Below are 7975 nucleotides of genomic sequence, written 5' to 3'. Positions count from 1 at the left end.
CGGCAGCGCGCAGTGAAAAGAGCCTGGGATTCTTAAGGGGGGCGGCGATAAGCCCCCCTTAAGGCCGGTGTGGGTGGCAACCCACGGTCTTGACCTTAAGGCCGAAATGGGTGGCAACCCACGGTCTTGACCTTAAGGCCCGTTTGGGCGGCGAGCCCAAGGTTTTGACCTTAAGGCCGAAATGGGCACCACCCCACAATCCTAACCGTTTAGAACTTTTCTCTCTTACTTATCCCATTTAATCCCTTGCTTAATCCCCGCGATATGTTAAAAATTTGCAATCAAAAAAGCATCTGGACGGCTAAACGTCTAAGCATCCTCCCGGACATCTGAAAAGGCACCCCTAGCGTGAGATCCTCTATTCTCGAGATGCGTAATATCTCGATTTCATTTGCGGGTTTCCCCGCCCTGCGCCAGGTCGATTTCACGCTGGAAGGCGGATCCGTCCATGCGTTAGTCGGCGCAAACGGAGCGGGTAAATCGACACTGATGGCCGTGCTTTCCGGTACGCACGACCATTATTCCGGGCAGATCAGCATTGACGGTGAAGCCGTTAACCTGCGCCTGCCGCATCACGCCCGCGAGCACGGCATTCATCTGGTACAACAGGAAGTGGACGTCGCGCTGGTGCCGACGCTGAATGTCGCGGAAAACATCATGCTCGACCGCCTTTCCGAACCGGGCCATCTGCACAACTGGCCGCAGCTTTACCGTCAGGCGCAGTTGCTGACTGAGCAGCTCGGGCTGAACATCAGCCTGCGTGCGCGTATCGAAAGCTGCACGCTGGCAGAGAAACAGCTGATTTTGCTGGCGCGGGCGTTATCGCATAAATGCCGCTTCCTGATCCTTGATGAACCCACCGCCCCGCTCGATCAGGCGGAAAGCGCGCGGCTGTTTGCGCTGGTGCGTAAGCTGAAAGCCGCCGGTATGGCGATTGTGTTTATTTCCCACCGCATCCATGAACTGCGCGATATCTGTGACCGCATGACGGTGCTGCGCGACGGGCGTCTGGTCAGTGATGACAGCATGGACGGCCTGAGCAATGAGCACATTATTGAGAAAATGATCGGCCATCAGCTCGACGATATTTATCCGCCGCGCCGCCCGCCGCACAGCGGTGAAACGCTGCTGCATATCCACGGCATGCACGATAAAGACAAACTGCGGGATATCTCGCTGCGCCTGCATCGTGGCGAAATTCTCGGGATAGCCGGGCTGGCCGGTGCCGGTAAAACCGAACTGTGCAAGGCGCTGTTTGGCGCGACGCCGAGTCAGGTGGAAAGCGGTGAGCTGAACGGCAAACCCTGGAAACCGAAAGAACCGCATCTTTCCGTGGAACAGGGGCTGGCGCTGGTGCCGGAAGAACGGCGCAAGGAAGGCATTTTCATTGATGAAGATATTCCGATGAACCTGAGTGTCACCGCCGACGACACCTTTTCACGCTGGAGTATTTTCAACCGGCAACATGCGTTGTCGTGGGCAAAAGACATTATCAGCCGCTTGGGCATTCGCGCTTCCGGGCCAATGCAAAAGCTGGCACGGCTTTCCGGTGGCAACCAGCAAAAGGTGGCGATCGGGAAATGGCTGCGCAGTGAGAGTCAGGTGTTGATCTTCGACGAACCGACCAAAGGCGTAGACATCAAGGCCAAAACGGACGTGTTCAGGCTGATCGACGGCCTGGCGCAACAGGGAAAAGGCATCATTTATGCTTCCGGTGAGTTCGCCGAACTGGTCGGTTTATGCGACCGCATTCTGGTGTTGTGGGACGGCCGCATTGTGGCCGAACTCGATGCCGCCAACGTCGACGAAGAAACCTTATTAACCTATTCAACCGGAGGAACACCCGCGTGAACAAAGCCGTGGTGAGTAAAGAAAACCTGCCCGACGCCCGCCAGCCGTGGCGTCATCAGTTGTTTGAATTTTTATATAAATGGGGCATGTTGCTGACCGTGGTTTTGCTGATCGCCGGTTTTGGCATCGCCTCGGACAACTTCCTCGAACCGTCCAACATCATTAATATTCTGCGCTCCATCGCCATCGTGACGGTGATTGCGATCGGCGTGTCGATTTCTCTGGCAGTCGGCGGTTTCGATTTGTCGGTCGGTTCAACCGCCTCCCTCGCCAACGCGCTGGTGATCTCAATGTTCGTCTGGCACGGTTTCGGCACCACCGAAGCCATTCTGATCACGCTGGCGCTGTGTACGCTGGTCGGCCTGTTCAACGCCTTCCTGATCGTCATCCTCAAAATCCCTGACATGCTCGCCACCCTCGCCAGCCTGTTTGTGATCCAGGGTGCTGCGATGACCTACAGCTACGGCGGTTCAATCACCGAAAACATGGTCCTGCCCAGCGGCGACATGGCCGAAGGCACGGTACCGGCAGTGTTCAGCCTGCTCGGCCAGGTACCGGTGATTGTGATCGTGATGGCAGTGGTGACGGTGGCGGTACAACTGTTTATGTCGCTGACCAAACATGGCCGCCGCATGTACGCCATCGGCGGCAACCCGCTGGCCGCGCGTCTGGCGGGGATCCGCACCGCGCGCTACCGCGTCATCGCTTATGTGATTTCCTCCGTGCTGGCGGGCGCTGGCGGGATCCTGCTGGCATCACGTATCGGCTCTTCACAGGTCAACGCCGGGGGCGGCTACCTGATGGACGCCGTCGCCGCCGCCTACATCGGTTTCTCGCTGGCCGGTTCCGGCAAGCCGAATGCACTGGGCACCTTGCTGGGCGCGGTGATTTTAGGCGTGCTGTCGAACGGGCTGGTGATGCTGTCGGTGCCGTATTACGCGATGGATATCATCAAAGGTCTGGTCCTCGCCGTGGCGCTGGCGCTGACGTATATACAGAAGCGTTAAGCTTTTTTGAACGTGCTCCACACCTTGAATTGATCAAGCGCGGCCAATGGCAGTTTATTCATATCTGAAAAGATGAGGTTACGCTTTAAAAGCCTCTGGCCGCGCGGATCACCTGTGTTAAAAAACGCGGGCGACCGGAGGGAGAAGGTTTATTCTCCCTCCGGTCGGTGTGGCCGACGCCCGCGCCCTGCTCCCTACCTCTCCCTCAATGATTCTTTCACCTTATTCAACGGTTTAATCAGATAATCCAGCACGCTTTTCTGGCCGGTTTTGATGTCCACGTTCGCCACCATCCCCGGCACGATCGGGAACTGGCGGCCTGCTTTGTTGGTCAGGAAGGCTTTGTCGGTGCGGACATAGACGCGGTAATAATACTGATCGCGCTTCACTTCATCCTGCAAGGTGTCCGGCGAAACGCCTTCGACTTTGCCCTCCAGATCGCCATAAATCGACGAATCGTAGGCGGAAATTTTTACCGTTGCCGGTAAACCGGGGCGGATGTAGGCGATGTCACGCGGGTTGATGCGGGTTTCGATAAGCAACTGATCTTCAATCGGTACGATTTCCATCAGTTTGCCGCCAGGCTGTAACACGCCGCCCACGGTGGACACCTGAATATCTTTGACGATGCCGTGCACCGGCGAATACAGCTCGGAGCGGGTGACCTGATCTTCTTTACCGGCCATCACCTGCGTTTCGGCGTCGAGATCGGCGTTGTTTTTCACCTGCTCTTCACGGGCACGCACCGCGTACTGATTCGTCGCATCGTCGATTTTCCCGCGCAGTTCGCTGGCCTGACGCTTGAGGCGGATCACTTCCACCTGCCCCGCCGCGCCTTTGGAAACCAGCGGCTGGGTCATATTGATTTCGTCGTTCACCAGTTTCAGCGACTGCTGAAGGTTACTGACCGTCTCATCGCGGTTCTGTTTGCGAGATAAATACAGCTGCCGCTCACGGGCCACCAGCTCCGGTGATTTCATGGTTTCCGGGCTGAATTTCAGCGGCGCGCCGGTCAGTTCTGCGCTCAGGCGTTCAGACGAGGCGCGCAGTGTCCGCACGCGGGAGGCCGCCTCGCCAAAGTTTGACTGCGAACGGGTCGGGTCGAGCCGCGCCAGCAACTGCCCGCGGTTCACCACCGATCCTTCCTGCACCATCAGCTTTAAAATCACCCCGCCGTCGAGCGAATCAATTTGCTGCGCCTTGCTCGACGGCGTCACTTTGCCGGTGCCGACCGTCACTTCATCCAGCACCGCAAAGCGCGCCCAGACGAAAAAAATCAGCAGGCTGGCAAGCGACACCCAGATAATCCACGAGACTTTGCGACCTTCGGCTTCCAGTTCATCATGCAATGTTAAATGTGCCATGCGGGATCCTCAGCAGCTCAGGCTGCGCCTTGTCGGTTATCGGTGGCTGCCGCAACGGCAGGTGCGGGGGTATTGCCGGCGGCGGTCGCCAGAATTTTATCGCGCGGCCCGTCGGCCACCACGCGCCCGTTGTCCATCACCACGATTCTGTCCACCAGCTTGAGCAGCGCCGGACGGTGCGTAACCACGATGAGCGTCCTTCCCACCAGCCAGGTGTGCAGCTGGCGGATCACGTACTCTTCCAGCTGTTCATCCATGGAGGCGGTCGGTTCATCCATCAGCACCACCTGCGGATTGCGCAGGATCATCCGGCTCAGCATCACCATTTGCCGCTGGCCGCCGGACAGCCCGCGCCCGCCTTCATTAATGATTTTATCGAGGCTGGAGGCGTCGGCCTGCACCATCGACAAGGCACCGCTGATGCGCAGCGCCTGCAACATCTCCTGGTCGGTGGCATGCGGATACCCCAGCATCAGGTTCTGGCGCAGCGTGCCGAAGAACAGCCGCGAGTCCTGCGACAAATAGCCGAGCTGACGGCGGATATCTGCCGGTTCGACTTTGGTCATGTCTACGCCGTCGATGAGGATTTTGCCCTGCGACGGGCTGGCCTGGCCGGAGAGCAGCTTCAGCAGCGTGGATTTCCCCGCGCCGACTTTGCCGAGGATCGCCACCCGCTCGCCCGGTTTGATCTCCAGCTGGCCGATGCCGAGCACGTTTGGCGCATTTTCTTTGTCGTAGGTGTATTGCAGATTGCGCACGTTGAAGTGACCACTGAGCGTCGGGCAGTGCGACAGCTCGGCATCCGCCGGGCGATCCACCGGTTTTTTCAGCAGTTCATCCAGCCCGTGCATGGCGCTTTTGGCGTGCTGCCAGCGGGAGAACACCATGGTCAGCTGCATCAGCGGTGCGATGGTGCGCGAGGACAACATGCTGCTCGCCACCAGCGTACCGGTCGTGATATCGCCGCTGAGCACCAGATACACGCCGAACACCAGCATGCCGCCGTAAGTCAGTTGCTGCACGGTGGAAGCCCAGCCGGTCAGGCGCGCGCCCCACACCCGTTGCTTCATGCCGACCGCCGCGCTCACTTCATGGGTCTGTTCCCACTGACGCTGAAAATAGGCTTCGGCCTGCAAGGCTTTGATGTCTTCGATGCCTTCGATGGTTTCCACCAGCACCGCGTTGCGCAGCGCACTTTCGCGCATGCCTTCTTTCGCCAGTTTCGCCATCGGCCACTGGATCAGAATGCCGGGAATGACAATCAGCGGGATCGCCAGCAGCGGGATGATCACCAGCGGGCCGCCGATGAAAAACATAATGCCGAGGAACAGCAGCACGAAGGGCATGTCTGCCGCCGCGCTGATGGTGGTGGAGGTCAGCAGTTCGCGTACCTGATCGATTTCGCGCAGCTGAGAGATAAAGGAACCGGTGGATTTAGGCCGGTCATCGTTTTTGATGTTCATCGCCCGCACAAAGAACAGCGAGGAAACTTTTAAATCGACCTTCTTGCCCATTAAATCGGACACCAGCGTACGCATCAGGCGGATGACATATTCCAGCCCCGCCGCCAGCACCACGCCGAAAAACAGTACCCACAGCGTCGGGTAAGATTGCGCCGGGATCACGCGGTCGTAGACCTGCATGGAGAACAAAATCCCGGCCAGCGCCAGCACGTTGCCGAGAATAGAAGCCAGCGAGATTTCGGCGATTTTGCGCCCCGAGCCACGGAAGTTGGCCCAGAACCAGTGTTTTTTGTGCGGCTGAACAAACTGGTCGATGCGCTGGTCGCGGCCACGCGGTGCCACGCCGACTAAAAATACCGGGCCGCTGCTTTGTTCCAGCATCGTCGCCAGTTCCGCCGAACGCAGTAAATCCCCGCCGTCGCTCAGCCAGTAATCGACCGTGCCGTCGTCATGCAGATTTTCCAGTACCGCGATACCGCCCTGCGCCAGCGTCACCACGGCGGGCAGCACTTCCTGGCGCCAGCGCACCTGATTCCAGCTGACCATGCCCACCTGCAACCCCATCAGGCCGCTGAGGCGGTCGAGCTGGCGGCGCAGTGGCTGATGTTCGAACCAGCGCATTTGCTGGCGAAGATAAAGCGGATCGGCTGGCTTACCGAATGATTCGGCCACGCGCCCCATGGCGCTTATCCAGACGTCGATCGACAAAGGTGTTGCTGCTTCATTGCTCATTTCAACCTCGGTATCGAATGCTTCTGGCTAACTCCCGACGGCCCCGGATGTCAGAGGGTCGGAATGGTGTCACCTGTTTGTTTCTGACGATCGATGCCCAGCATATCGACCAGATTGTCCACAGCGGCGGCGTAGCGCACGGTGGCGTCCCAGCCGTCGTAGAGCGCGCCAATGCGCGACGTGTCCGCCTGAAACACGTCCTGTTCGACGCTGAGTAAATCGTTCAGGCTGCGTTTGCTGAGTTTGTATTCGTCCTGATACACGCTGCGGGTGTGCGTCGCGCTGGCAAACTGCTCCTCGCCCGCCACGTTGCGCTGCTGCCCGCCGATCATATCGGCATAGGCCGTTGAGGCTTTCTGGTTGATGTCCAGCTTGGCTTTTTCCACTTCAGCCTGCGCCGCCTGCCGCTGGCCTTCCGCCGCCTGCACTTTGGCGCTGACCGCGCCGCCCTGATACACCGGCGCATCCACCGCCAGCTGCACCTGATCGTCCCAGTAAGATCCGCCGCCGCCGGTGTTTTCGTAGCGCGTGCGCCCTGCCTGAACTTTCAGCGTCGGCCAGTGCTGCGCCTCGGTCTGATTGACTTCTTCGATCGCCGCCTGCTGTTTGGCCTGCGCCGCGCGCACCAGCGTGCTGTTTTCGTAGGGGATTTTGTCGAGTGTGACTTTCTGATCGAGCAGGCTTTGAGGGAGGTCCGGTAAGTTATCGGCAACCACGCCGGTGAGCACCGTCAGCTGTGCCTGCGCGGAACGTTGCTGGGCGCGGTATTGTTCGACGGTGGCCCGCATGCCCGCAATGCGGGTTTCGGCCTGCAAAACGTCAGACTGCGAGCTCAGCCCGGCATCGGCGCGCAGTCTGGCGGTGTCCCGCACGCGCTCAAGAGAGGCGATGTTGTCACGGGCCGCGACGCTGAGCGCCTGATAACGTTTCACCGAGAGATAGGCCTGCATGGTGCTCAGCGCCACGTCGGTCATCGTGCTGTAAAGGGAATAACGGTAGGCGTCAGACAGATGTTCCTGCTGACTGATGCTGCCGCCGGTGCGGCCAAAATCGTAGAGCAGCTGGCTGAGTTGCACACCGGCTGACGCGTTGTTGCTCAGGCTGCCCGCCGAGTCAGTCTGATGCGACTTTCCTGCCGTGCCCTGTAATGAAATCTGCGGATACCAGGCGCTTTTCGCCTCATCCAGATTGCCTTTCCCCACGCGGATTTGCGCCGATGCTTCTGAAATCTGCGGGTTTCGCGCAAACGCCCGCAAGATAGCATCCCGTAATGTCATGCTGGCGCGCATCTCCTCGGTGGGCGCCGCTTTCCAGTTAAATTCCGGCTGTTTGTCTGCCGCGATGACCCCGTAATTCCCTGTTAAACCCGTCAGACACAAGGTGCCCAACATGACGGCGATACGCCGTGTCACTGTTTTTTTCTTCATTACCGACACCACTTAATTACGCCGATTTATAATTTTGGGTACAGCTCCCTGCCCGCTGAAGGAGAGGGTTGGGGTGGGGAATTCATGGCACCGCAGTCGCCAGTAAAACCCCACCCCCGCCGCCCCCTTTG

5 protein-coding genes are annotated in these 7975 nt (G+C 58.9%); 2 read left to right on the top strand and 3 right to left on the bottom strand.

The features are described 5' to 3' along the window. Positions 1-369: 369 nt before the first annotated feature. Positions 370-1851 carry a sugar ABC transporter ATP-binding protein gene (locus ED901_RS24990; protein WP_122097568.1) on the top strand — a complete coding sequence of 494 codons (1482 nt, stop codon included), beginning with the start codon at positions 370-372 and terminating at the stop codon, positions 1849-1851. A gap of 11 nt (positions 1852-1862) precedes the next feature. Next, complete coding sequence (locus tag ED901_RS24985; protein WP_056782371.1) at positions 1863-2858, top strand: ABC transporter permease; 996 nt, start codon at positions 1863-1865, stop codon at positions 2856-2858. Positions 2859-3052: 194 nt separating this feature from the next. On the opposite strand, the gene ED901_RS24980 is transcribed toward ED901_RS24985, so the two are convergent. Genes ED901_RS24980 through ED901_RS24970 form a run of 3 tightly spaced genes read right to left on the bottom strand, consistent with a single transcriptional unit; the run spans position 3053 to position 7844 of the window. Next, positions 3053-4222: an HlyD family efflux transporter periplasmic adaptor subunit gene (locus ED901_RS24980; RefSeq protein ID WP_122097567.1), complete on the bottom strand. Its 1170-nt coding sequence runs from the start codon at positions 4220-4222 to the stop codon at positions 3053-3055. Positions 4223-4239: 17 nt separating this feature from the next. Next, positions 4240-6417 (bottom strand): type I secretion system permease/ATPase, encoded by a 2178-nt coding sequence (locus tag ED901_RS24975; protein ID WP_122097566.1) that lies wholly within the window; start codon positions 6415-6417, stop codon positions 4240-4242. A 50-nt stretch (positions 6418-6467) separates the two neighbouring features. Further along, positions 6468-7844 (bottom strand): TolC family outer membrane protein, encoded by a 1377-nt coding sequence (locus tag ED901_RS24970; RefSeq protein WP_122097565.1) that lies wholly within the window; start codon positions 7842-7844, stop codon positions 6468-6470. Positions 7845-7975 lie beyond the last annotated feature (131 nt).

It is taken from the genome of Rahnella sp. Larv3_ips, assembly GCF_003697865.1.
Taxonomy (GTDB): Bacteria; Pseudomonadota; Gammaproteobacteria; order Enterobacterales; family Enterobacteriaceae; genus Rahnella; species Rahnella rivi.
This window is presented reverse-complemented; position numbering and strand designations above follow the sequence as displayed.